At 67.6% G+C, this 24,677-nt stretch carries 19 protein-coding genes and 3 pseudogenes; 10 read left to right on the top strand and 12 right to left on the bottom strand.

The genetic code is table 11. From position 1 onward, the window contains the following. Positions 1-22: 22 nt before the first annotated feature. The 5 genes and pseudogenes from AB0J04_RS25160 to AB0J04_RS25140 all read right to left on the bottom strand — a co-directional run bounded on the left by AB0J04_RS25160 (position 23) and on the right by AB0J04_RS25140 (position 4,826). Positions 23-1,051: an IS110 family transposase gene (locus tag AB0J04_RS25160; protein ID WP_363170800.1), complete on the bottom strand. Its 1,029-nt coding sequence runs from the start codon at positions 1,049-1,051 to the stop codon at positions 23-25. A 497-nt stretch (positions 1,052-1,548) separates the two neighbouring features. After that, the gene (locus tag AB0J04_RS25155; protein WP_363170799.1) at positions 1,549-1,851 is read right to left on the bottom strand and encodes a hypothetical protein; all 303 of its coding nucleotides are present in this window, start codon (positions 1,849-1,851) and stop codon (positions 1,549-1,551) included. Beyond that, complete coding sequence (locus AB0J04_RS25150; protein ID WP_363170798.1) at positions 1,799-3,424, bottom strand: serine/threonine-protein kinase; 1,626 nt, start codon at positions 3,422-3,424, stop codon at positions 1,799-1,801. Before AB0J04_RS25150 ends, AB0J04_RS25155 begins: the two co-directional genes overlap by 53 nt. A 271-nt stretch (positions 3,425-3,695) precedes the next feature. Further along, positions 3,696-3,829: pseudogene (locus AB0J04_RS25145) on the bottom strand (IS481 family transposase); the annotation flags it as partial. A gap of 13 nt (positions 3,830-3,842) precedes the next feature. Then, on the bottom strand, positions 3,843-4,826 hold the full coding sequence (locus AB0J04_RS25140) for an NAD(P)-dependent oxidoreductase (RefSeq protein WP_319669812.1): 984 nt from the start codon (positions 4,824-4,826) through the stop codon (positions 3,843-3,845). Positions 4,827-5,138: 312 nt separating this feature from the next. On the opposite strand from AB0J04_RS25140, the gene AB0J04_RS25135 reads away from it, so the two are divergent. Further along, the gene (locus tag AB0J04_RS25135; RefSeq protein WP_363170797.1) at positions 5,139-5,936 is read left to right on the top strand and encodes a VOC family protein; all 798 of its coding nucleotides are present in this window, start codon (positions 5,139-5,141) and stop codon (positions 5,934-5,936) included. 322 nt (positions 5,937-6,258) lie between these two features. Here AB0J04_RS25135 and AB0J04_RS25130 read toward each other — a convergent pair whose 3' ends face one another. Next, entirely contained in the window at positions 6,259-7,674 is a 1,416-nt protein-coding gene (locus AB0J04_RS25130) for a hypothetical protein (RefSeq protein WP_363170796.1), read from the bottom strand. A 184-nt stretch (positions 7,675-7,858) separates the two neighbouring features. Between AB0J04_RS25130 and AB0J04_RS25125 the strand changes: the two genes are divergently transcribed. After that, positions 7,859-9,802 (top strand): hypothetical protein, encoded by a 1,944-nt coding sequence (locus AB0J04_RS25125; protein WP_363170795.1) that lies wholly within the window; start codon positions 7,859-7,861, stop codon positions 9,800-9,802. On the opposite strand, the gene AB0J04_RS25120 is transcribed toward AB0J04_RS25125, so the two are convergent. From AB0J04_RS25120 to AB0J04_RS25110, 3 genes are all read right to left on the bottom strand, one after another. Continuing rightward, positions 9,750-10,268, bottom strand: coding sequence for a transposase (locus AB0J04_RS25120; RefSeq protein WP_363170794.1), 519 nt, complete (start codon positions 10,266-10,268; stop codon positions 9,750-9,752). The genes AB0J04_RS25125 and AB0J04_RS25120 overlap by 53 nt on opposite strands. Before the next feature lie 451 nt (positions 10,269-10,719). Continuing rightward, a complete protein-coding gene (locus AB0J04_RS25115) occupies positions 10,720-12,060 on the bottom strand; it encodes an endonuclease domain-containing protein (protein ID WP_363170793.1) in 1,341 nt (446 codons plus the stop codon). Positions 12,061-12,156: 96 nt separating this feature from the next. Further along, positions 12,157-12,645 (bottom strand): hypothetical protein, encoded by a 489-nt coding sequence (locus AB0J04_RS25110; protein ID WP_363170792.1) that lies wholly within the window; start codon positions 12,643-12,645, stop codon positions 12,157-12,159. Between the two features lie 4 nt (positions 12,646-12,649). Between AB0J04_RS25110 and AB0J04_RS25105 the strand changes: the two are divergent. The 3 genes and pseudogenes from AB0J04_RS25105 to AB0J04_RS25095 all read left to right on the top strand — a co-directional run. Beyond that, positions 12,650-12,953: pseudogene (locus AB0J04_RS25105) on the top strand (IS5/IS1182 family transposase); the annotation flags it as partial. Positions 12,954-12,986: 33 nt separating this feature from the next. Beyond that, positions 12,987-13,328, top strand: a complete 342-nt coding sequence (locus tag AB0J04_RS25100; RefSeq protein WP_363170791.1) for a hypothetical protein — start codon at positions 12,987-12,989, stop codon at positions 13,326-13,328. A gap of 761 nt (positions 13,329-14,089) precedes the next feature. Next, positions 14,090-15,172 (top strand): hypothetical protein, encoded by a 1,083-nt coding sequence (locus AB0J04_RS25095; RefSeq protein ID WP_363170790.1) that lies wholly within the window; start codon positions 14,090-14,092, stop codon positions 15,170-15,172. 3 nt (positions 15,173-15,175) lie between these two features. On the opposite strand, the pseudogene AB0J04_RS25090 reads toward AB0J04_RS25095, so the two are convergent. After that, a pseudogene (locus tag AB0J04_RS25090) lies at positions 15,176-15,373 on the bottom strand (VapC toxin family PIN domain ribonuclease); the annotation flags it as partial. Between the two features lie 263 nt (positions 15,374-15,636). On the opposite strand from AB0J04_RS25090, the gene AB0J04_RS25085 reads away from it, so the two are divergent. Continuing rightward, positions 15,637-19,014, top strand: coding sequence for a type ISP restriction/modification enzyme (locus AB0J04_RS25085; RefSeq protein ID WP_363170789.1), 3,378 nt, complete (start codon positions 15,637-15,639; stop codon positions 19,012-19,014). Between the two features lie 35 nt (positions 19,015-19,049). On the opposite strand, the gene AB0J04_RS25080 is transcribed toward AB0J04_RS25085, so the two are convergent. Next, entirely contained in the window at positions 19,050-19,280 is a 231-nt protein-coding gene (locus tag AB0J04_RS25080) for a hypothetical protein (RefSeq protein ID WP_363170825.1), read from the bottom strand. Between the two features lie 228 nt (positions 19,281-19,508). Between AB0J04_RS25080 and AB0J04_RS25075 the strand changes: the two genes are divergently transcribed. From AB0J04_RS25075 to AB0J04_RS25060, 4 genes are all read left to right on the top strand, one after another. Beyond that, on the top strand, positions 19,509-20,081 hold the full coding sequence (locus AB0J04_RS25075) for a winged helix-turn-helix domain-containing protein (protein WP_363170788.1): 573 nt from the start codon (positions 19,509-19,511) through the stop codon (positions 20,079-20,081). Beyond that, a complete protein-coding gene (locus AB0J04_RS25070) occupies positions 19,997-20,563 on the top strand; it encodes a transposase (RefSeq protein ID WP_363170824.1) in 567 nt (188 codons plus the stop codon). Before AB0J04_RS25075 ends, AB0J04_RS25070 begins: the two co-directional genes overlap by 85 nt. Positions 20,564-20,619: 56 nt before the next feature. Beyond that, positions 20,620-21,390, top strand: a complete 771-nt coding sequence (locus AB0J04_RS25065) for an aminoglycoside adenylyltransferase family protein (protein WP_363170787.1) — start codon at positions 20,620-20,622, stop codon at positions 21,388-21,390. Between the two features lie 91 nt (positions 21,391-21,481). Further along, positions 21,482-22,435 (top strand): aminoglycoside phosphotransferase family protein, encoded by a 954-nt coding sequence (locus AB0J04_RS25060; RefSeq protein ID WP_363170786.1) that lies wholly within the window; start codon positions 21,482-21,484, stop codon positions 22,433-22,435. Positions 22,436-23,224: 789 nt separating this feature from the next. Here AB0J04_RS25060 and AB0J04_RS25055 read toward each other — a convergent pair. Then, positions 23,225-24,361 carry a tyrosine-type recombinase/integrase gene (locus AB0J04_RS25055; protein ID WP_363170785.1) on the bottom strand — a complete coding sequence of 379 codons (1,137 nt, stop codon included), beginning with the start codon at positions 24,359-24,361 and terminating at the stop codon, positions 23,225-23,227. Positions 24,362-24,677 lie beyond the last annotated feature (316 nt).

The following is a 24,677-nucleotide window of genomic DNA, read 5'->3' as shown; positions in this document are numbered from 1 at the left end:
CTCTCACGTCTCACGGACGCCCCTATAACGGGGGATGGGTGGATACCGTCCTGACCAGGTTGAAGACCTCGCGGGCGGCATATCTCTTGAGGCATCGGATGATCTCACGCCGGGTCTTGCCCTCCTGGGTGCGGCGTTCGTAGTACGCCTGGGTGCGCGGGTCGTGGCGCAGGCGGGTGAAGACGATGCGGTGCAGGGCGGCATTGGCCTGGCGATCACCGCCGTGGTTGAGCCGGCGCGTGCTCCGACGGCCGGAAGAGTACTCGATGGGGCTGACTCCGCAAAGGGCAGCAAACGACGCCTCGGTGTTCAGTCGCTCGGGGTTGTCTCCCATGGTGATCAGGAGCGTGACGGCGCTGTCCGGGCCGATGCCCACAGGTTCGAGCAGCTGTGGGGCGTGGCGTTCGACGAGCCGGGTCAGGCGTTGGTTCAGCTCGTCGATCTGAGCGGTGAGTTGCTCGATGCGCTCGGCGAGCATGCGCAACGTCAGGTGGGTGGCCTGGCCCACCGCGTCCTCGTCTGCCCCAACGTCGTACGGGGCGAGGCGCGCGCAGGTACGGAACAGCTCGGCATTGCCCAGGCTCGACAGCCGTTCCCGGAGGGCGGGGTCGGCGATGACCAGGACGGCCTTGAGCTGGTTGATCGCCTGGGTGCGGGCCTTGACTGCGGAGTCCTTGGCGAGCTTGAAGATCCGGGCACTGTGCACCGGGCCGTCGCCGGACTTGGCCCGGGCCCAGGCGCGACCGCTGAGCACGGCTCGAGCGGCGGCCTGCGCGTCGAACGGGTCCGACTTGACCAGCAGCCGGCGGGCCGAGCGGTCGGGTCGGTTCACCTCATATACCTCGACCCGCTGGGCCAGCAGGTAGCGGGACAGGCCCGCGCCGAAGGTGCCAGTGCCCTCCACGCCGGCCCGGCGCACTGTCCCCCGCTTACGGGCCCACACCAGCAGCTGCCGGTAGCCGGCCGCCGTCGCCGGAAAGGACTCGGTCCCCAAGATCTTCCCGAGCGGGGAGACCACGGCGGCGACATGCACCTCGCCGTGCGTATCCACGCCCAGGACGACCTCGCGCCGAACGGGAGGATCCGTGCTTGAGGAAGTACTGCGCTGTCGGCTCGTCATGATGGTTCGCCTCCCACGTGATGACGTGCTCCTGGGTGGATGGCACCGGCCCGCTCGGGCGGTCTGAACCGTGATGGCGCCTGGAACGCGGCAAGGCCCCTATTGGGACACGCCCGGTGGCTCGGTACCGGCAGTCGCCATCCCGCAACGGCAGTCGACAAGCCTGTGACTGGACACTTCGGTCATAGATCTCATGAGTCAGACCCCCGTCCGGGACGGCACCGCGCAACCGTCCCACTGATCCCGATACAACGGCCTGACCCGACCACAGTCGGATGGCTTCGTCCGAACCGGCGCTCAACCTGGCCTGGACGGGCTGACAATGAGATGACTCGTCGTTCACTTGCGACCGGCATTGACGGGCAGCCGTGTGGCCCGCCTTACAGGACGGTGGACACCGCTGACGGTGAGCCGAAATGTGAGGAGGCTCAGCTCGCGCAACTGCCGACGGAACCCCAGCGAAGAAAGTCCGTACCGCCGGTGCCGTCGAGGACCGCCACCGCGTACTGGGCGTAGCCCCATTCCGGCCGGGCGCGGGATTCGGTGAGGATTGACCGGCAGGCCACACCTGCGGCTATCTGCCCCCAGTCCTCCCGCGTGCTCTGGTCCCATTCGGGCTTGGTCGCCCACACGTACATCACGCCTTCGTGGGGTGCGAAGCCGATGCTGGTGTTCTCGTCACTGATGTAGCGGGGGTCGTGGAACAGCCGGGAATTGCCGTTCCACTCCACGAAAAGCTGGTGGACCGCCTCGGTTGCCACTCGGATCTCGTCCTTGTCGACACTCGGGATCTGCGCCGCCCTCAGGCCGGCTTCGCTGGGCTGCCAGTTCGGGTCCTGCCCCTGGTCGGAGGTGCTGCGTTCGACGGTCTGTGTGACGCAGCCGGTGTTTGGTGCGGAAGTCGTCTTCCCACACGATCGCGGGTGCCGTGGGGGTGGTGTTGTCCACCAGGACATACTCGTCGTACGGAAGGTCCTTGTAGATGTCCGCCATCATGCGCAGGGTGAGACAGGCATCCTTGGCCGCTCCCTGAACGACGCGTGACTCGACAGTCGGGCCGCTGATGGCGATGTAGATCTCTTTCCTCGGCTGGGCGTAGCTCACGTCGTACTGGCCGCTGTAGTCGTACTCCTCGCCGACTCCCAGAGCGACATCGTGGCCGATCGCGGCCTCGGTCTCTATCTCAGCCTCTCCCTTGGCGCGGCGGGCCGCACGCCATGTGGCGGTCGTGGCTTCGTCGGCGTCCACCGGTGGTGTCGTGCCCGGCGCCCGGGGACTTACCGTCGATGAAGCGGAAGAGGACAGATCGGTGATCGCCGAGGAGGACGCGCTGACGTGGCTGCGGGAACTCGACGGCAGTGTCTCCGTCCCGCCGGACTGAAGGGCAAGCGCTCCACCCGTCAGTCCACCGACGACAACGCCCACGGCCACAGCGATGCCCACCATGCGCCTTCTCGAACGGGCGGGAGACTGCCAGGCCAGGTCTTCCGCGGCGGGCACGTCCCACTCAGCCTCGACGAGATCACCGACCAGCGTCGGTTCCCCACCGGCCGGGATGACCTGTGTGGCCTGAGCCGCAAGAAGACCAGCGCATTCCTCTGCGGCCTCACTCGCGGTGGTTCGGCTGCCCGGCTCCTTGGCCAGGGCGCTCGCCACGATGGTGCGAAGTTCGTCGGGCAGGCCAAGAAGGTCGGGTTCCTCGGACAGGACGCGATAGGCGACCACGTCAGGAGCTCCCGTGCCGAAGGGCAGGCGTCCGGTGGCAGCGTAGGCGACGAGCGCACCCCAGGCGAACAAGTCGCCTTCGGGGCCGGCGGTGCCGGCGCGGTAATGCTCTGGGCTGATCCAGCCGGGGGTGCCGGTCATGATGCCGGTGCGGGTCACGGACGTACCGTCGGCGGCGTGGGCGATACCGAAGTCGAGGACGCGGGGGCCGGCAGGGGTGAGTATGACGTTCTGCGGCTTGACATCCCGATGGACGACACCAGCAGCGTGGATGGCCGCGAGAGCCTGGGCGGTGCCTGTCGCGAAGGCGTACAAGGTGCTCTCGGCAAGCGGCCCGTAGGTCGCGAGATGCCGGTCGAGGGTGAGCCCTGGGACGTACGCAGTGGCCAGCCACGGCAAATCGGCATCCGGGTCAGCGGCGAGCAGAGGTATGAGAAACGGCCCCTGCACACGCGCGGAGAGCTGAACTTCACGGCGGAACCGGGCCCGAAACTCGGGATCCTCGGCTTGCGCGGAATGAACGACCTTCACCGCGACGCGGAGGCCGGCGGCGTCGAGGCCGACGTGAACTGTGCCCATACCGCCCGAGCCGAGACGACCGATGATCCGGTACGGACCGACCCGCCTCGGGTCACCAGAGCGGGCGGGCAACACCCGCCCGCCAGAGCGAGAACTGCTCACAGGGGCTTCCGTTCTCCTTCACCGGCAGGGCGTGAAAGGCCGGACGCACGCAGAAGGGATACACCCATGCCTGGAAGCTGGATGTTATCTGTGCATCATCACAGCGCGGTTGGGGTGTGGCTCACCTTCTGAACTTTTTCGCGCTCCTCGTTCTCGCTTCCGCCCCGACCCGCTGGGCGCGGGTGAGCTTGCCGACCGCGCCGGGGTCTGCAAGGGCCAGCTCTTGCGGTAGGGCCAGGCGTTGTCGATCAGGACCCGCTCGACGCGGTCGATGCCCGTGGTCTGGAAGAAGGCCGCGGCCCGGTGTCCTGCGATCTCACTCAGCCGCCGGTCCGAAACTCCTCGGTCCGGGGCACGCCGGCACCTCCTTTCGCGCCAGCTCTTCCTTGAAGCCCTGGCGCCACGAGGGGTGGCGCAGCTCCCAACCGAGTTCGCGCTTTGCCTTGGCGTTGGAGAAGCCGCGCCCCTCGCTCATCATCGTCACCACCAACTCCCCGGCCAGCAGCCGTGCCAGCCACTTGGGAACCCGCAACGGCCGTTTCGCCCCCGCGCACGCAGCCAGATACGGCAGCCACTCGCGGGCCGGGGCAGGATCGTCGTCGACGATGTTGAACACGCCCTTCGCCCGCTGCTCCACGGCAAGCACGGTTGCGCTCGCCGCGTCGTCGAGATGCACCCACGACATATAGCCTTTGCCGCCCCCGACGAGCGGGAACTGCCGCTTGCGCACAAGCTCGACCATGTCGTCGGTGGCACCCGGCCCGTAGAGCCCGCCGTAGCGCAGGGCCGCGCCGCCGGCCCTGACGACCACGTCCTCGAGGTGGCCGATCGCCTCCGCCGTCGCGCGGAACTTCCCCGTCTCCCGCGGCAGCGGGTCCGCCTCGGTCTTCACCCATCCGCCCTCGCGGATGCCGTTCCAGATGCCGGCGCTCTGCACGACGACGTGGGACACGCCGGTCGCCTCGGCGGCGGCCAGCAGATGGTCCGTCCCCTCGGAGCGCAGCCGATTGGTGGTGGCGAAGAACCGATCGAAGTGCCTCATGTCGGGCTTGCCGGCGTGCGCCGCGGAAATAGCGGTCATCTGGTTCACGATGGCGTCCGGCCGGGCTGCCGCCACCGCTTCGCCGACCGACATCGCATCCAGCCCGTCCATCACGACGCCCTGCGCGCCCAGCTGCGCCAGCAAGCCCAGCTTGGCCTCGCTCGTCGTCGTAGCCGTCACCTGGTGCCCACGGGCTACGAGCTGCGGCACCAGCCGCCGCCCCAGGACCCCGCTGCCGCCTGCCACGAACACCCGCATGACCATCACCTTCCTGACTCCACCAGTCTGTCTCCCAACCGGAGACGAGGCAGCCCGGCCGTCTGTGACACGGGAACGAATGACAATCGGGACAAGATCATCAGCGGCCGTGGAGGAAGGCCCGGGCTTTCACCAACAGCCGTTCCGTACTCATCCCCGCCGGCCCTGCGGAAGTCACGCCGGGGGCGGTGACCGCCCCGCGCGGGCTCACCCCTCCATGCCATATCGCCCACGGAGGGCGGTCGGCGCGCGACGGTCACTGCCCGGTGACACGCTGGATTCATCAGGGATCCACCGAAGGGAATCATCGCCATGATCACCACGGACTTCGCCCCCGGCTCCCCCTGCATGCTCGACCTCGGCGCCCCCGACGTCCGCGCCACCGCGTCCTTCTACAGCACCGTGCTCGGCTGGGACTACGAGCCCATGGGCGAGAGTGAGGACATGGAAGGCGGCATGTTCCGCAAGGACGGCAAGATCGTCGCCGGGCTCGGCAAGCTCACCGAGGAAGGTGCACGCTCGGCCTGGATGATCTACTTCAGCGTCACCGACGCGGTCGCCACGACCCAGGCCGTCGAGCGTGCCGGCGGCACGGTGCGGGTGGCGCCGATGGACCTCGACGAATGGGGCCGGATGGCGCAGTACAGCGATCCGCTGGGCGGCCAGTTCGCCGTCTGGCAACCGGGGACGAACAAGGGCGTCGAACTGGTGGACCAGCCCGGCTCACTGTCCTGGACAGAGCTCTACACCAGCGACGCCTCAGCCTCCAAGGAATTCTACGGCGGCATCTTCGGCTGGCAGTTCAGTGACATGGAGCTGCCGGGCGGCGCAGGCGTGTACTCCCTCATCACTCCCGCCGGACTTCCCGAGGAACGCATGCACGGCGGCCTCATGGAGATATCCAAGGAGAACCTCGCCCTGGCGGACGGGCGGCCGTACTGGCACCCGGTCTTCAACGTCACCGACTGCGACGCCGCGGTAGCCAGGGTCACCGAGAACGGCGGCGGCGTGCAGATGGGGCCCACTGACGCGGAGGGCGTCGGCCGACTGGCCGTCTGCCTCGACCCGTCAAACGCCGACTTCGTGGTGCTCACCCCGCCGCGGAGCTGAGTCGGCGGTGATGGTGAGGCCGGTGTGCACGGCGATGACCTCCGCGTCGTGGGCCTCCTCGGTGGAGACTCTGGCTCCTCCGCTGAGCGCGCGGTGAACAAGTCCAAGCAGTTCCGGGCGACGGCAACCCGTTACGACCAGCGGATGACGGTGGAAGGTGTTCGTGATCGCGTGAACCGAATTGGGCACCACGATGCTTCCTTTCGCCAGGAAAATTGCGTAAATCGAGTCTTCGGCGAGAGGTCGCGCGGTGGCGCATAAAGTTGGGAAACCTCTTCTCGTGTGTTCTCCACCAGTCAGGCTGGAGACCCTCGTGCCCGGGTCAACGCCGGTCACCCCAGCCATACCGCTTCTCATCCGCCCCGTATGGACTCCAGCCTTTCAGGAACGGCTTCAGCTCCTCCGGTCCCGGATCCTTGGGGGCCGGCATATCGGGCAGTCGATGCAACGGATCAACGGACCGCGCATATCGGCGCGCCCAGGCCAGCCATTGGCGCGCTGAAACAAGTTGAAGCTCGTCGGCGTCGGTTTCCTCCGCGATTCGGTGTTCCAAGGCATCGCAGTACGCACGCAGCGCCGTCGCCTCCTGCCACCTGCCGACCTCTTCGAGAAGGATTCCGGCGAACTGGGCCTGTGCCGCCCGTTCCTTCGCCTCCTCCATGGCCGCTCGCCAGCGGACCTCCCGCTCCGCCTTGGCAAGCGCCTCAGCCTGCCTGCGCAGCCCGTCTTCCACAGCCCGGGCCTCGATCTCCTTGAACACCGCGCCGAGGACGTCCTCCAATACCCACCGCTTGCGGTCTCCCCACCTGCTCTGCCGGGCCGAGCGGGGGTATCCGAGTTCGATGACCAGCTTCCTGGACCGTTCCGGATCAGTGGACTGCGGGAACTCCTGCTGGATGGTGACAGCACAGGCGTAGCCGCCGATGACCACGTCGACCTCGCCGACGCGCCAACTGCAGCCTGGTCTGTCGCGGATCTCGTGTCCTCGCCGTACGGCTTCGGCGGCCAGGCCCTGAAGCAGCAGGAGAGCCCGGCGGCGGAGCACCGACGGCATCGCCAGCCGCCCCTCGTCGTCCCGCAGCGCCAGCACGACCGGGTGCGCCGCACGTAACTGCGCGGGGACTGTGACACGCGGCGTCTCATCCGGTTCCTGCTCTCGCGAGTTCGGGTGCGGGCCAGTCGCCAAGTACAACTCCAGCCCGCGACGGCCGTAGCTCCGTTTCTCGATGCGCTTCCCGGGAGGCTCGAGTCCATGCCGTTTCGCATAGTTGACGGCACGCCGCCACTCCGCCGCCTCTGCCTCGTCCGGATCCCTGACGACGACACTCCCCTCCGCGACGAGCCGCTCGACGAGGTCCGTCGCCTTCGCGCGCCGCGCCCGGGCCACGGGTCTCTCGCTGTACGGCACGCGGCTCCGTCGCCGAGCCGCCGGCCGCGTCCCCTCACCATCCGGTCCGGCGGTCTCGGGCTCTCCCGGGCCCGAAGCAGCACCCACAGCCGCCTCAAGCGCCGACGCGGGGCGGTCCGGATGGTGGCCGTGCTGGAGGTAGAAGTGTCCGGCCGGCGTGACCCTGACCTCGACAGCATCGCCTCCACGGGTGACCGTCACCAACCCGCGGTCCCGCATTGCGTATACCGAACGCCACCCACTCGCGCCCTGTGCGTCGAAGGTCACACCCGCCGCGAGACGACCGAGGAGTGCCTGCTGCCGCTCGTTCAGAGGGGACCACCGATGCATGGGCCCAGCCCACACCGGCCCCCTGTCGCTCCGCAATGACTCGTACGGGTGACGGCCTCCCCAACGCGCCGGCACGCGCGGACCAGAACACCCACTGTGAGCCGAACTCTGTTCATCACCTCCGAAGTGTCAGAGGCATGGGCCACCATAGGCACCGCAGCTATGACGAAACGTGGGGGACTGCATGACCACTGATGAGCCGCGCTCCGGGCTGCCCATCGAATTCCTGCTCGCCATCGTCGCGGAGGCGGGCCCTGGCTCCCCGCCGATCGGTATGGCGCTGGAGAAGGCCCGAGAGCTGCCGGAAGGAACCCATCGCGACGATCTCCTGCTGGCGCTGCTCAGTGGCGCACTCAGCGCCTCCGCTCCGCAGTGGATACTCGAGGCTGCCGTCGACAGCGGTCTGAAGGAGGAAGCCCAGCCGTACGAGGGCTCGCCTCTGCTCCTGGCCCGTGCAGCGCTCGCACACCCCTCGTGCCCACGTTCACTGCGCCAGGAGGCACTGCGCAGTTGCTCCGCCGCGCAACTGGGCGCTCTCGGTCGCGAAGGCTGTGGTGACGCACTGGCCTCAGCTGTGGTGTCCGAGTTGAAGGACCGTTGCCCGCAGAGGCAGCCGATGAGTCCTGAGCTGGTGAAGGAGCCCGGAGTCCCCCAGCTGATCCTGCGCGAATCCCGTCTCCACGACGCCGTGTTCTTCGCCGCGCTCGACCACCTCCCGGAGTTTCCTCGGCTCCGCGCCAAGGACGAATCCGACGAGGACGGCGCCCTCACGCGCTTCGACAGCTTCTGGGCCGCCCGGGAAGCCTGGAACGGCATGTGGGAACACATCGTTACCGTGCAGACCAGCCGGCACCGTCAGCTGATCGACTGGGCGCAGGACAACCGCTCCCGGACCACCATTCGAGATCACCTCCTCGGAACTGTCCCGTGGCACGTGGAACCGTCCTTGCTGGAAGAGATGGCCACCGAGGACCTTGCCAGCTTTGCCGTCAGCGACCTCATCACTCGCGTGTGCCAGATGCTGCGGGACGGAATCTCCGAGGACGAGGTGCGTGCGCGGCTCGCCGTCGAGCTCGACACCCTGAAGCCCGAGGTGCGCGACCGCATTGAGGACTACTTCGACAACTCTGCCGACATCCGCACGTTCGGCCTGCATGCAGCAGTCTCCTGGGCCTCGTCCAGCGCGAACGGCTCCTGGCGCTACATCCTGACCCCCTCGGAAGCGAAGACTCGCTACGGCAGGCCGCACGCCTGGCTGGCATCCGAGGAACTCCTCGCCACGCTCGGCCGGCGCTTCGCAGCCGCGGCCGTGAAGGCCCTGCACCTGTGGGAGCCCGACCCGGACTCCGTCCGCCCGAGCCCCCGCGACCTGCGCTGGCTGCATGCGGCACTGCTGCATCTACCGCACGTGACGGAGGAAGTGAAAGAGAAAGCCCGTGCCGTGGTCAGGCACATGCGTCCCCGCTCACGCAGCCCCTGGGAACGCGTCGACTACGAGACACAACAGGAAGACCGTCGGCTCGACGAGCTTCGCACGGCCATCGAACGCATCCTGGGTGACCCTGCCGCACCGTCACCCGGATCGGCACTCGGAGACCCCCACCAAGTCACCGTCCGCGACCTGGCACGCGCCTCCGAGGAGGCCCTCAGCGACTACCTGACCCGGCATGCCGGAGACGACGCTCTCGTGGAACTGGCACTGCTATCCTTCGCCAGTTCCACGTACCGGTCGAAGCTGTCCTTCTCCGAAATCCTGGCACGCCACTCCTCCCCGGGGGGAGCCCTGGCCCAGATCACCACAGAACTCCGCAAGCGCCTGGGCGGCGGACCCAACTTGAGGGAGGCGTGGACCCGTCAGGTGCTGGCGCTGCCGGACCTCACACCCGAGGTGATTCGAGCCCTGCCGGCGTGGACGGCCCTGACCGTCGGTAGCCCCCGCTACAGAACAGCCCACAAGGCCGTGGCAGCGGTGGTACTGGACGCGCTCGGTGACAGCGATGAGGCATGGTCCCGCTTCGCCACCAGTCCGGCGTCATACTCCGGACCCACGGCATGGCTCCGACTCGGCGACGTCCTCAACGCCGCCGTACAGGGAACGGACTGGCCGACTCCGCCGAACTCGAAGTGACTGCCTGACGCAAACACCTTCCGGGGATACGAGAAGATGTTCTTCGATCAGACGGCGAAGCATCCTCCTGAGTGCGGCGTTCGTAGTACGCCTGGGTGCGGGCGTCGACGCGCAGCCGGGTGAACACGATACGGTGCAGGGCGGCGTTGGTCTGGCAGTCGCCGCCACGGTTGAGTCGGCGCGAGGTCCAACGGCCCGAGGAGTACTCGATGGGGCTGACTCCGCACAAAGCGGCGAAGGACGCCTCGGTGTTCAGCCGCTCTGGGTTGTCTCCCATGGTGATCAGGAGAGTGACGGCGCTGTCCGGGCCGATGCCCACCGGTACGAGCAGCTGCGCGGCGTGGGGGTCGACGAGCCGGGTCAGGCGCCGGTTCAACTCGTCGATCTGTGCGGTGAGTTGCTCGAACGGCTGGGCCAGCAGGCTCAGGGTGATGAGCAGCCGCGGAAGACCGCATGACGGCCACACTGCGCGTCGACGGACTCAATGGCCTCGGGCAGGCGCTGCGGACCGTGCAGGTCGACCGGCAGCGCAGCATTGCGGACACCGCACACATCTTCGCCATCGGCAAGGACAGAGGGCGACGGCTATCGGCCGAGTGCGTAGGACTCCCGAGGTGATCCTTTAGGTCGCAAACCACCAGACAGGACTGATGCGTTCCCAGTGGGCGAGATGAGTTGATCGCCTACGTATGCATCGCCGTGACCGGTTCGCCCGCTTCAGCAACGAGAGCGCGAGCCCCTGATGATCAAGGTTCTCGAAGCCTTTGATCACGCACGCTGTCCAGGCCATGGAGATCAAGCGTCGCCGTACCCACCGCAAGGACTCTGCTGCGCATTTCGCTGGGGCGTGCGGGGTGACCGCGTCGGGGCCAGCCGCTGCGAGGTGACAGTGGAATCTCAGGTCCCCCGGTGCCCGCTCAAAACAGTTCTAGGTCCTCGCCGCTGGTGTCCGCGATGACTGGCCGGGGCTGGGTGGGGAGGCCGTCCAGGCGGTCGGGACCGGCCGCGGCGGCGACGGCGGGGGCCGTCTCGGCCAACCAGACGCGAAACCGCTCGGCGGCTTCGCGGTAGGGGACTCGCGCAAGGACACGGTGCTCGCCGGAGGGACAGAAGTCGACGGCGACAGTGAGCAGGCAGGAACGGGGCGCGTTCTGACTGCCCGTCCAGGACACGCGCAGGACACCGCAGGGCTTGCGACCGCGCGCGGCGCGGTGGGTCGGGCGCAGCGATCGGCAGGCTATGTGGGCGGTCCATGCGGCGAGGTGCGGCAGGGGCAGGGTGGTGCGTGCGCGGCAGCCGGGGCAGCGGTGCCAGTGGCGGAGCCAGTCGTCGGTATCGGTGCGGAAGAGGCGTGTGTAGCGGTTCGCCACGCGGATGTCGTTGCAGTACAGGTGGTCGGGGCGTTCCAGTGTGTTGCAGGACTGGCAGACGGGGGCGCGGACGTAGCCGTGTTCGTGGCAGTGGTCGAGCACGGTGGCGGGTGCAGTGCGGCAGACGGCGCACGCCCACCCGGCCACCCTGCGGGAGGTACCGGGCTTCCTGCTGAGCACCGAGTACAGCTGGCCTTCCAGCTCTCTGTTGTACGGGCGCAGTGAGGCGGTGGGGCCCTCGGGGCGCGTCTGCCGACCGTCGGCGTCTCGGGCCTGCCGGGGATGGGAGGGCGGCTCGGTGACGGCTGCGTTTGCCTGGCGGGTCCGCGCGGCTCGCACCCACTGGGTTTCGGTGTGCTCGGCCGCGTCCAGCAGCCTGACCACAGAGCGCGGCAGCCACCACGTACGCTGCGTCCCGTCGCGGGTCTGCTCCACGAGTATCTGTCGCCAGTCGATCCCTGCCAGATGGTACGGCTGGCCGACTTCACGTCGTGCTGCCCGCTCGGGGCCGCCCAGCTCCTGCAGTTCCCCCGTGATGCGCCGGCGCCAACGCAGCGGCGTTTCCTCGTCGCACTCCTGCCTCGGCACCCCACGAAAGGGACCGATGCGGACGAGGTCCTGCCGATCCATCCCCACCGTGTTCAGTTCCGCGGCCGCCCGGCGCACCTCAGCCTCCGCAACACTCCACTGACCGCCGCTCGCCCGCACCGTCGCCACTGCACGGCTGCCGAGCAGGACGTACCCCAACCGGGCACGGGCAGGAGAGCAGGTGAACGCCCCGGGAGCCGTCGGCACAGCACTGTCGGCCGTCAAATCCACCCACAGGGTGTCCGCGGCAACCAGGGTGATCAGGCCGTTCGTGCGACCGGGCAGGACACGCTCTGACATAGCCACAGGCTAACGGCGCCAACCCGGCAACGGTCTCCAATCGCCCGGTCAGCCGAGCCGCCGTCCGCAACTCCACATTCCCCAGCATCTGGTTCGTCAGCGCCTCCCGTGCGCGTGGGAGTCCTCCCGCATGGGGCCTTCGTCGAAGCCGGTCAGGTCCTCAACCTCGCGTCCGTGGCCGGCCATGAGCAGGCGGCGCACGCCTGACCACATCGCGGCGCAGTAACACATGACGCAGGTCCGCCGATTGACGACGCGGTCCAGGGCGGGTCCTCCGGGGGCACCCAGGTCCCAGCTGTCGAGGCCGGCCTGCGCGAGCGGCAGGGCGACGACTTCGGCGCGGGTGGAGGAGAGATCGAAGGCCGGAACCAGGTCGACGCCCGCTGATCGGATGCGGCCGGTCTCGGTCTCGACGACGAGAGCGGCGAACGGACCGACGGTGCCTTCCTGGTGGTTGCGTGCGGCGAGGCGGTTGATGAGGAGAATACGGTCTTCGTCGATGGGAGGGTGTCGGGAACGTCGGCGAGTCCGGATGTCACACAGGCGGGGAGCTGGACGCCGAAGGGTGGGCAGGGCAGAGGGCATGGCCGTCCGGGCAGCCCGCTCCCATCGTCTGCTCGACGCCGTCAACACCGGCGGCATCCGATGCCGGGCCGACAAGTCGTACCAGGGCTCCGGCCCCGCCGTCCGTATCCCCTTCCGCGGCCGCTGGAACAAGCTCTCCGCCGCGAAGAAGGCCGTCAACCCCGCCGCCGGAAGATCCGCGCACTCGGCGAACAGGCCATGCCACCCTCAAGTCCCGGCGCCTACTGCGGAAGCTCCGCTGCGGCACCACCCGTATCACCGACCTCGTCAAGGCCGTCCCCACCCTGGAGCCGACCGCCTCAGTCTGAGGAGGAAGCCTCACTGCCTCCTATACTTCTGACGTGTTTGATACGTCGAACCTCTTCGACGTTTCGTCCGTGCTCAATCGGCAGTCGATCGCACAGCATGGCCTGGATTGGACCCGGATGGGCGCCGCACGGGGCATCGCCGGCAGCCGCCGCCCTGAGGTGGAGGGGATCTTCGTCTGTCTGGGCGAGGAGACAGCAGAGTTCTTCCTCCAGATCAACAACACTGGCGGGCCGGTTGACATCTGGTCCGTGGACGGCATCGATGAGGGGCTGCTCCTCGACAACGGCAACGGATTCGTCTACCTGCCCGGCCGCATACCAGCCGCGCAAGTCCGCCTCGTGCGATCAGACGTTCCTCCGCAGCCTGGTTTTTGACTTCGCGCGGCGACACGACTGGGGGCAGGCCCACGCGGAATCTGGCCGCGAGCTCGGCAAAGGTGTGGTTGCAGCGCAGGCGGGCCAGGGTCGTCAGCGCCTGGCGGCTGCAGGTCAGCCGCCGCCGGGTGCCGATCTGTCGCTGGCGAGCGGCCAACCCCCGCCGCAGCAGCCCGCAGCACGGAAGTGGACAGATGCAGCCCGGATGGGTGGGCAATGACTCGGGGCTCTACGCGGAGAAGGTTGCTGTTAGCCCATCTACCTGGGGCTTCGTTGTTCCGTCACCGCAACCCCTCGATCTCACAGCCAGGTTGAAGGGGCCCACAGCCACGTCAGCCTTCGCTCGTTCGAGCGAATTGTTTCGAACCACCCGCCGCTGACAAGCGGAACTGACACCATGCCGCCGTCGTACGTCAACCTCGAGCGAAGGCGGGCCATTGGAACGGCAGGTCAATGAGCGGCAACTCTTGGTGCTGAAGTGGGTGGAAGACGGGTGCCCTGCCGGCGTTTGGGAAACCAGCTCCTACAAGACCACCTGTCAGGCACTGCAGAACCGCGGCCTGGTCCTGGTCTCCCGCAAGGGTGGGCAGTGGAACGTCGCCCTGACAAGCGCCGGCCGGCACTACCTGGCGCACGGCACATACCCTCCCCGTGGATCGCGCCCGCGGAAGACCCAGGTCTCCCCTCCGCAACCCCCGTCCCCCCGAGCGCAGGAAACTCCGGCCTCCGCGCGAAAGCCAAGCCCTCCTCCAGAGCGTCGCGTGACGTTCACGGAGCAGCTGCTGCAAGAGCTCGCGGAGGCAGGCGGCCGGATCGTCAAGCCCGGCAGCGGTCCGGACCTGGAGAAGTGGCCGTCCCGCGTCGCCGCGGCGCGCAGATCCGGAAGGATTCCGGAGACGAAGGAGCTGTACGGGGGTTGGTGCAGTGGCGGGTATGAGATCAAGCTCGTCGACATCCCCGCCTGGCGCCTTGCCGTCCTCGAACCCGTCCCCGTGCCCGCCCGGCTCACCCGCCCGCACACCGTGGTCCGGGCTATGCAGAACGAACGACAGCCGCTGGGCCTGACCAGGCCCGTCCAAGGACGTGCTCTCCGGCTCATCCAGGCGCTGATCACCGCTGCCGAGGCCGAAGGACACTCCTGTTCGGCGGGAGCGACGGGCTTCGCGCCCCCGTCTCATCGCCGCCGCAGAGCGTCTCCCCACTTCACCATCACCGCACAGGGCCAGACCGTGGGGTTCCTCGTCCTCCAGGAACAGGACCGGACCGAGCACGTCGCCACCGAGAAGGAACTCGCCGACGCCAAGAAGAACTCCTGGATCAGGATCCCCCGCTTCGACCACACCCCTTCCGAACGCCTCCGCTTCGTCCTCAGCGGCGGCCAACCGCACCGGGCGAGCGAATGGGCCGACGCACCCGGCCACCCCCTCGAAGACCAGCTCGCCGAGATCGCACAGGAGGTCACCCTCCGCGGCGAAGCCGCCGAACGCAGACGTCTCGAGGAGATCGAAGCCGCACGCCAGAAGCGCATCCGCTGGGAAGCCGCCATGGAAGACGCCCACATCCGGTACGCCGAGGCATACCGCTTCAGACACTTTGAAGCGCAGGAAGTGGCATGGCGCCACGCCACCGGACTGACGGAGTACTTGAGCGCCGTACGCACGCGAGTCGAGGCCATGCCACCGGGGCAGACCAGAACCGAAGCCGAAGCATGGATCAGCTGGGCAGCATCCACCGTCGAGCGCCTCGACCCATTGCACACACCACCCCGACTGCCCGACATCCCCGAACCACGAGCCGACGACCTCAGGCCCTTCCTCGGACACTGGAGCCCCTACGGCCCCTGAGCCGCGATAGCGGGCGCGCACCGACTGGGTGACACCCAGATGATCATCCGTGATCTCGGACAGAACGGCACGCCCTCGTCGCACCCAATACCGGATGTCGTCGACCGCGCCGAGCGCCGCTGCACGGCCGAGCTCGCGGGTGGCGACGTGGTCGATCTCCGAGAGCAGCAGCGGGGACATCACCAGGAGCCCCGCTGCCATGATGGCTTCGTTTGACGCACGCACGCTGTCCCCCGCGATCGCCCCAGCGTGCCTGCAAGATCGCCGTACGTCCGCCGATTGCGCTCCGCACGTTGATGCATGCCCGGGACGCACTCCCGGCTCACGCCCCAACCGACCTTCGTACGCGGGGCTTTGGCGGCTTGTCACCAATCAACCTACATGCACTGGTGTTTGCTGCTTGAGATGTCATGGGCATTCTGTATGGGTCTGATCGTCGGCGTGGGTGCAACCTTGGGGGGCCGATGGCAAGAGGAGAAGTCTGGGCGGGAAAGGGCACGACCGGATCGGTCGCGGACCTCGTCGCCCAGTTCGGCGAGGAGGTCAGGGCCAAGCTGCAAGGTCCCGCAGGGGCGGTAAGCAGTAAGGAGGACAGCCTGACCGCGCCGGTGGAGCATCTGCTGCGCGGCATGGCCTTGCGGCAACGCCTCAAGCTCATCGTCCACGGTCAGAGTCGCATCAAGGAACTCGGGATCCGGCCCGACTTCGCCATCGCCAGCGGAGGCAGGACCATAGGGCACGTCGAACTGAAGCAGCCGGGCTCGGGGGCCGATCCGGAGAAGTGGTCGGTGAAGAGCCACGACCGCAAGCAGTGGGAGAAGATCAAGGCACTCCACAATGTGCTGTACACCGACGGATACCAGTGGGCGGTCTACCGTTTCGGCGTACAGGTCGGCCCGACCGGGACCCTCGTCGGAGATCTTGATTCCGGTAGCCGGCAACTCGTCGTCGCGGACACCGGGTTCGAGCGTGCCCTCACGCACTTCTTCCTGCCGGCGCCCATCGTCCACGACAGCATCAACGAACTGGTCAAGCGCATCGCGGGAATCTGCGCCCTGCTGCGCGACGAAGTCACCGAACGCCTCACCCGCGAGGAGCACGGGGAAGCTGACGCTGCGTTCTCGATCCTGGCCGACAACTGGAAGGACCTGCTCTTCCCCGACGCTCGCCCGGAGGAGTTCGCAGACCAGTACAGTCAGACGCTGACGTTTGCCATGCTGCTGGCTCGCCTTGAGCACATTGATCTGGGCAGGCTCACGCTCCCCGAGGTCGCGATCCGACTGGGCAAGCGGCATTCCTTGATGGGCAAGGCGCTGGCTGTGCTGACGGACGACGCCCTCGACGATCTGCGGGGCATCATCGACCCGCTGATCGACGTCTTGTCGGCCGTCGACCCCGAGATGTTCAAGGACGAGACCGGAGACGCCTACCTCCACCTGTACGAGGGCTTTCTGAGCGCCTACGACCCGGAACTGCGACGGCGGACGGGTACGTACTACACGGCTGGCGAGGTCGTCCGCTTCATGGTCGGCTTCACCGACGAGGTGCTGCGTGACCGGCTCGGCCAGGAGGACGGGTACGGAAGCGAGGACGTCACCGTCGTCGATCCGGCCATGGGCACCGGGACCTTCCTCATCAACATCATCGACCATGTCGCCAAGTCCCTGTCACTGAAGTACGGCAGGGCGCTCAAGTCCGGGCTTCTCCGGGAACTCTCGGGCCGACTGGTCGGGCTGGAGAAACAGACCGGGCCGTACGCCGTCGCCGAACTCCGTGTGCACCACGCCTTCCGGTCCCACGACGCCGACATCACGCGCCGCCCGCCGAGGCTTCTGGTGGCCGACACCCTCGACGATCCCGCCGTCGAGCACCACCTGGGCTTCATGTACGAGGCGATCGCCCGCCACCGCCGAATGGCGAACAAGATCAAGGCGGACGAGAAGGTCATGGTGGTCATCGGCAATCCGCCCTACCTGCGGGGTGCGAGACAGTCGGGCGTCGGACGCTGGGTCACCGAGGGCAACCCGAACGGCCAGGGCCCGATCCTCGCCCGCTTCCACCCAGAGGACAACGGACGCGTCGGATACGCCCTCGACAACCTCTACGTCTACTTCTGGGCGTGGTCCACCTGGAAGGTCTTCGACCAGTTGACCGCCTCGGGAGCGCCGAAGGCCCCCAGCGGGATCGTCGCCCTCATCACCAACTCCGGATACCTGGACAGCGAGGGCTCGGCCGGCATGCGCCACTACCTGCGCGAGGTCGCCGACGAGGGCTGGGTCATCGGTCTCTCCCCCGAGGGTGCCTACTCCGACACGCGCACCCGTGTCTTCCAGGACGTTAAGCGGGAGATCTGCATCGCCGTCTTCGTCCGCCATGGCGCCCCGGACACGGGTACACCGGCGCGGGTCTGGCGACTCGACGTCCCCGCCGGCACACGCGAGGAGAAATTCAACTGGCTGGAGGGGCTTGGCCTGGACGGTCATCGCGACGGGACCTCCTGGCAACTATGCCCCACACAGTGGACCGCGCCTTTTCACGTCCTGTCCGACTCCGAGTGGTCGGCAATGCCACCGGTGGACGCCCTGCTGCCCTGGACGAGCTCCGGCAACAAGAACAACCGCAGCTGGCCCGTCTCACCCAGCCGGGACGTCCTGGAGAGCCGGTGGCGCAGGCTCGTCCAAGCCCCGGCGGAGGACAAGGCCGCACTGCTGAAAACCACCAGAGACCGCCGTCCGGATAAGCCGGAACCGCCACTGCCCGGGCAGCAGGAAAGGGACGCCCTTGCCGCGGAGAAGGAGACGTTGCCGGTCACTGTTCCCTACGGCCGGATGACCTTCGACAGGCAGTACATCATCGCGGACAGGCGAGTGATCGACTTTCCGCGACCGGCCTTGTGGTTCGCCCACAACGACCAGCGTCAGATCTACCTGTCCGAACTCCACACGGAATCAGGCCGTCCAGGCCCGGCGGTGAGTTTCACCGCCCTGCTGCCCGACATGCACCACTTCAAAGGCACCGAAGGCGGCCGCGTCGCCCCTCTCTACCGCCACCCTCACCAGGCTGAACCGAACGTCACCCCTGGCCTGCTGCGGCTGCTCACCAAGACGCACGGCGTGACGGTCACCGCCGAGGACCTCTTCGCGTACATCGCGGGAACAGCCGGCCACAGCGGCTACACCCGCCGCTTCGCCGCGAACCTCGCCGAGCGCGGTGCCCGTATCCCTATGACACGCGACCCGGCTCTATGGGCGGAGCTCGTGGAAGTGGGCAGGCGCACGGTGTGGATCCACACGTACGGCCAGCGCTTCGCCTCCCACCACGACAGTTCACCTGGGTCGTCCCCGAGGCTTCCCCCGGAGGAACAACCGGAATGCGTCGTCGTGATCGGAGAGCGCGACGGGTTACCTGAGGACATCTCCTACGACTCATCCACGCGAACCCTCACGGTGGGCAAGGGCTGCATACGTCCGGTGGCGCCGGAAGTCTGGGACTATCGGATCGGCGGGGTGCAGGTGATCCGCAAGTGGTTCAGCTTCCGCAAGCGCAAGCCAGATGTGGAACGACAGACCCCGTTGAACGACATCCTGCCCCCAACCTGGCCTGCTCGGTGGACCGTTGACCTGCTCGACCTCATCAACGCGCTCGGGCTCCTCGTAGCCCTCGAACCCCGACAGGCCCAGCTGCTGGACGCCGTGAGCAGCGGCCCGCTCATCAGCACCGACGACCTACGGGGCGAGGGCATCCTGCCCGTACCTGCCTACGCAACCAAAGAACCGAAACCGCCGCGGAAGTCTCGACGCACCCCCGGCCATGGTCAGGAGAGCCTCGACTTCTCGGACTGACACCCCTGCGGCCTGAGTGCCCGACGCCCGCAACTTCAACGGAACATCTGCACGACGGCGCCCAGCCGCAACAAGCCAGCGCGGCGTCGTTGTATCAGGTCCCCGTCTACGCAGGTCCCCGCCGGCGCGATCCCACGGGAAGCAGTCGCTGCCATGGTTGAGCCTGCGCGTGCTCCGCCGGCCACGGATGAGTACTCGATGGGGCTGGCTCCGCAAAGGGCAGCCGAGGACGCCTCGGTGTTCAGCCGAGCGGGGTTGTCTCCCATGGTGATCAGGAGCGTGACGGCGCTGTCCGGACCGATGCCCACCCGCTCGAGCAGCTGCTGTGCATGGCGTACGACGAGCCGGGTCAGGCGCTGGTTCAGCTCATCGATCTGCCCGGTGAGGCTGCCGCCGGAGAGGATTCGTTGCCCATGGCCTTCCCCAGCCGGGGGACCGGGGCGGCGACGTGAACTTCGCCGTGCGTGTCCACACCCAGGTCGACCTCAGGCGGGTTGACCCCTGCGGGACGTCGCCGCCGGGAGTCGGTACGAATGCAGGCGGCCGAGTTGTACGAGCAGGAGACCAAGCCGTCGGAGGTCGCACGGCGGCTGCGGGTGAGCGTGAAGTCGGCTTGCCACTGGCACCAGTTGTGGCGGGACGGCGGTCGTGAGGCTCTGGCTTCCCGCGGCCCGAGTGGATCCCGTTGCCGGCTGTCCCCGCGCTGTCTGGAGAAACTGCCCGCGTACCTCGATGAGGGCCCGGCCGCCCACGGCTGGGTGGAGGACCAGGTGTGGACCGCATCGAGGGTGGCCACGCTGATCGGCAGGAAGTTCCACATCTCCTACAGCGTCTCCGGCGCCACGCGGCTGATGCACCGGCTCGGCTTCAGCCCGCAGGTCCCCGCACGCAGGGTCGCCGAGCGCGACGAGCGGGCCGTGACCACGTGGAAGGAGGCGACCTGGGCGGAGGTAAAAGGGCCCGGGCGGCCTGCGGGGGCTACATCTGCTTCGAGGACGAAGCAGGGTTCACCCGGAAGCCGCCACGGGGACGAACCTGGGGCCGACGAGGGCGCACACCGGTCGTGACCGTCAGCGGGCGCCGCTCAGGGCGCCTGTCGGTGGCCGGGCTGATCGCGATACGGCCGGGCTCGCGCACCCGGCTGTGTCACCGGCTGCGCACCCACCGAGCGGGCAGCAGCGCACGCCGCAGCATGGGCGAGCGGAACTTCATCGCGCTCATCGACGGCGTCCACCAGCTCGTCAAGGCACCGATCGTGCTGGTCTGGGACCGTCTGAACACCCACGTCTCCCACGCCATGCGGGAGCTGACCGCCGAGCGGGAGTGGTTGATGGTGTTCCTGCTGCCCGCCTACTCGCCCGGTCTCAACCCCGTCGAGTGGGTATGGGCACACGTCAAGCGGAGCTTGGCCAACCTCTCCGTGGTCGTGCTCGACCGGCTCGAAGCCCTCGTCCGTAACCGGCTCAAGCGCCTTCAGTACCGGCCCGACCCCCTCGACGGCTTCATAGCCGGCACCGGCCTGACCCTCAACGAACCCACGTTGCCCTGACGAGCCGAAGTCAATAATGCTGTGCAGTCGGCTGGATGACAGGAGACCCTGGTGCAGTGAATCAGGTGCAGGAGATCGTGGGGCTGGTCGGCGGTGTGCTGGGCCAAGATGTCATCGGCACCTACCTCCACGGCTCCGCCGTGCTCGGTGGACTCAGGCCGGCCAGCGACGTGGACGTGTTGGTCGTCTCCCGGCGGCGAATGGACGAGCAAGATCGACGGACACTCTGCGGTGGACTGCTCCGGATCTCCGGCTCCGGAAACAAGGTCCGCCCGGTCGAGCTCACCGTGGTCGTCCAGTCCGAGGTCCGGCCGTGGCGGTACCCGCCGACCGGCGATTTCCTTTACGGCGAATGGCTGCGTGCGGAGTACGAGGCCGGGAAGGTCCCCCAGGCGGAGCCGATGCCCGATCTGGCCCTGCTGATCACTATGACGCTGACCGGCGACCACCCCCTCACCGGCCCGCGCCCGGCGCAGGTCCTCGACCCCGTTCCGCAGGCCGACCTGATCCGGGCGAGTGTGGCGGGTATCCCCGGCCTGCTCGACGACCTTCACAGCGACACCCGCAACGTCCTGCTGACCTTCGCCCGTATCTGGACCACGCTCGCCACTGGCCAGATCAAGTCGAAGGACGCCGCCGCCGACTGGACCCTTGCCCAGCTCCCGCCCGAGCACCGCGCCGCCCTCGGGTACGCCAGGCAGCTCTATCTCAACTGCCCCTACTCTGAGGAGAGATGGAGTGATGAATTGCAGGCGCAGGTGCGTCCGCATGTGGACCGCGTGCTTGCTGAGATCGACCGGCTGCGTGCCCGTGATAGGACTCTTTGAAATGCCCAACCCCTCGCTGTGGTGCGGACAGACCTGCTCGCCCCCACCTGCACGCAGACCGTGCCGCCGTCCGGGATGATGAGGTGGCACGGTGAGCATCCACGATGAAGCAGCGGCCGTCCGACCGTTGACGCTGGCTTGGGTGAGCCGGCACCTGGAAGTCGGCGAACGAATCGTCAGAACCGAGGCGCTGCACGGCGGCATCACTGCCGAAATGCAGAGGCTGACCATCGGCACGCGGGACGGAGAGACTCGTGACCTGGTGCTGCGGACCTTCGTCAACGCGGAGCACGCCGAGGACTGGCTGAGCAGGGAGACTGGCGCCCTCACCCTGCTCACGGGGACCGGAGTGCCGGCTCCTGGACTGATCGCGGCTGATCTGACCGCCGCGCATTGTGAGTATCCATCGCTCCTTATGACACATCTGACGGGCCGGACGGTCCTCGACGATGAGGGATTGGAGACGCGCCTCCCTCTGCTGGCCCGTCAACTCGTGGCGATCCACGCACTGCGACCCGCTGAGCGGCTCCGGAAATATGTGACGTTGACGACCGCCGACACCGTCTTGACTCCGAAGGGCGCCGACGGGGCGGTATGGGCCGCGGCGATCGACGTGATCCGCAAGCCCGCGCCGCCCTATGAAGGGCGATTCCTGCACCGGGACTTCCACCCCGGCAATGTGCTGTTCGACGTGCCGCCCCCGACGCGGGCAGGTGCCAGGATCACCGGCGTCGTCGACTGGGCATCGGCCTCCTGGGGCCCGGCGGATCTCGATGTGGCGCACTGCTCCGTCAATCTCGCGCTGCTGCACGGACCGGAGTGGGGTCTGCGGTTCCCTGAAGCGTATGAGGAGGCCGGCGGGGTGCTGGCCGCGACCGCGAGCGAGCGACTGTACTGGCTGGTGCGGGACGGGCTGGCCGCCTCAGAGGAAGTGCAATTGGTGTCGCAGCCATGGCGGGAGGCAGGGAGGACAGAGCTGACGACGCGAGCCGTGGAGGAGCGGCTGGATGCCTATGTCGTCGCCCTGATGGACACGCTGAGCTGAGCCAGGGCGGTTCGGGCCGGCCCCGGCGTCATCATTCACCGCTCAACCGAGTGAGGAATCGAGCAGACCCTGGGGAATTTCAGGCATTCCCATCACCCGAACCTCTCGAGTTGAGGGCCGCTGCCTGAAGTCCCAGGGTGTCAAACCTGACGCGGTGGTCCACTTGCGTCCTGCCGCGCCCTCCAGCAGGGGGTGAGCAGCTCGGCGGCGGCAAGGTTGCCCACCGCACGCGCCCAGGCTGCTCCAGCAACCATCGCAAGGCGCACCGCGGCCTGGCCGAGGCGAACTGAACGCAGCGCCAGGGGCGCCTCCCTCAGCCCACCATCGTCACCCTGAAGTGCCGAACTCAGTAAACGCATGTGCGAGTGCAATCGCAAAGTAGGCGCACCCCGAAAACGTCACAGGGACACGGGCCGCATGAGGCGCCGATCGCATCGTGCCCGACACCGCAGCCGATCTCATGACGAAGCCGCGCCGGAGCTCTCCGGTGCGGCCTTCGTCCCGCGGCTCCACGCAAAGCCCCCAGGCGGGGCCTCGCCGTATCACTCGTCTATCACACAGCCATCACCAACTGGGCGGACCCTCCCAGACCAGAGGGCCCTGACCTGCTATTTCATGCCCTCGCTGGACTGGCGTAGACGCCCCTGGACGGTCTCTACAACCTGTGCCATGTAGCACCGAGGGTGCATCCCATGACCAGGACCGGCGCCTGTTCTGGCCCGTCAAAGCGGTATTGCAGAGTTTCGACGTTCTTCTCACTCACCCACCCACGCTCCCACATCTCACACTCTATGCAGGAGCGGGGGTGGAGACGCTCGCCAGACCTCCCCACGTATCCGCCGCCGGCCGAAGGTCCTCGACACCCGGCTTCACATACCAGCGCTTCGTGGTCCTGACGTCGGTGTGCCCGGCCCACCGGGCCAGCAGGTGATCCGGCACGCCGTTGTTCGCCAGGTACGTGAAGCAACTCGCGCGAGCGTCGTACAAGCGGACCCGGCGCAGCCCGTGCTCGTCCATGACCTTGTACGCCCGCTCGCGCAGCTGCCGCCCGTTGAGCGCCCTGCCGAGTTCGTCCACGAGCACGTACCCGCTGTCCTCATACCTCTTCCCCGCCGCCAGCTCCTCGGCCACGTGCATGGCCCTGAGACGCGTCAGCGCCTCCCGAACCAGATCGGGCAGGGGAAGCTGCCGCTCACCGGCGAGGGACTTCGTGTCCTTCTCCACCACGGTCTTGTTCCCCATCAGCATCCGCGTGTGGGCAACAGTCAAGGTCGCCGCGCTCAGGTCGACATCGGCCCAGCGCATGCCACAGATCTCCGCCGGCCGCAGGCCCATCAGTGAGAGAAGGAGAGGCGCGTGGAGGCGGTCGTCCTTCACCGCGCGTACGAAGGCATGAACCTCCTCGGCGTTCCAGGGCTGCACGACAGCCTTGGCACTGCGTTCTGCCTTGCGCGCCTTCCGAGGGATCGTGACCTCCTGGGCAACGTTCGCGGCGATCAGGCGCCGGGCCACTGCCCGGTTCAGTGCCTCCTTCAGCCGCGCCAGGGACATCTCAACCGAGGTCACCCCCAGGCCCGCGCCCGCCTTGCCACCACGAACGCGGCCCTCCCCAAGCGCCCACCTCATCCACGCCTCGACGTGGTCCTCGGTCGGTTCCTGGAGCCGAATGTGCCCGAGCTTCCCCCGGACACGAGCCAGGGTCATCGTGTAGCTGTAGACGGTGCTCTCTTCCAGATCCTCCGCCTTCCTGCCGAGCCACTGATCCAGCCATTCGTTCACCGTGATCTCGTTGGGCTCGACGAACGTCCCTTCGTAGCGACGGTTCGTGATGCGCGCGTACTCGACCTTCGCCTCCCTCAGCGTGCCGAAGGTACGAGTCAACTGCTTGCGCTTCCCGGTAGAGGGATCGCTCCCTGCATCGACCACAAACCGATACCGGACCTGACCCTTGGCATTCGGCGGGAGCTTCTTGATCGGATTAGACAGGACTGCTCACTCTCCTCGAGGGCGTGGAACCCTTCCACGCAGGCACAGGCGCCGCTGCATTTCAGCGAAGGGAGCCGCGGTCACCTTGTCTGGTACGGGTCCCCCGCCGAGCTCAGCCGAATGGGACAACTTCAATGGTCGTCACCATCGCCGGTTTGGCCTGTCGGCGACGCCTGAAAACTGGCTCACGAACGGCGGATCAAAAGTGACCCACTCCGTGATCTTCTGACCATTCTGGCTCTGACAGGGAGTCAGG

Source organism: Streptomyces sp. NPDC050263 (assembly GCF_040655955.1).
In the GTDB taxonomy this organism is placed as follows: domain Bacteria; phylum Actinomycetota; class Actinomycetes; order Streptomycetales; family Streptomycetaceae; genus Streptomyces.
Note: the sequence above shows the minus strand (reverse complement) of the source record. Positions and strands in the feature narration are given on the sequence as shown.